The organism is Chromohalobacter sp. HP20-39 (genome assembly GCF_033052815.1).
Taxonomy (GTDB): Bacteria; Pseudomonadota; Gammaproteobacteria; order Pseudomonadales; family Halomonadaceae; genus Chromohalobacter.
Window position 1 is genome coordinate 1 of record NZ_JAWHTP010001165.1, and the last position, 236, is coordinate 236.

The following is a 236-nucleotide window of genomic DNA, read 5'->3' on the forward strand; positions in this document are numbered from 1 at the left end:
TCATCATGGTGTGTGTGGAGGCTGGCCTCGGGCTCGATGCGGCGATCCTGCGGGTGGTCGATGAAATGCGGGCGGCCCGCCCGGTGATGGCACAGGAATACGAACTACTTACGCTGGAACTGCGTGCCGGTCTGTCACGCGAGAAGGCGCTGCGCAACTTCGCCGCCCGCACCGGTGTGGATGACGTGAGCTTGCTGGTGGCCATGTTGATCCAGGCCGACCGCTTCGGCACCAGC

1 protein-coding gene is annotated in these 236 nt (G+C 64.8%); it reads left to right on the plus strand.

Translation table 11 applies throughout. The features are described from left to right. Nucleotides 1-236, plus strand: a 236-nt coding sequence (locus tag RVY79_RS21560) for a type II secretion system F family protein (RefSeq protein WP_317466664.1), incomplete at both ends; no start/stop codon positions are given.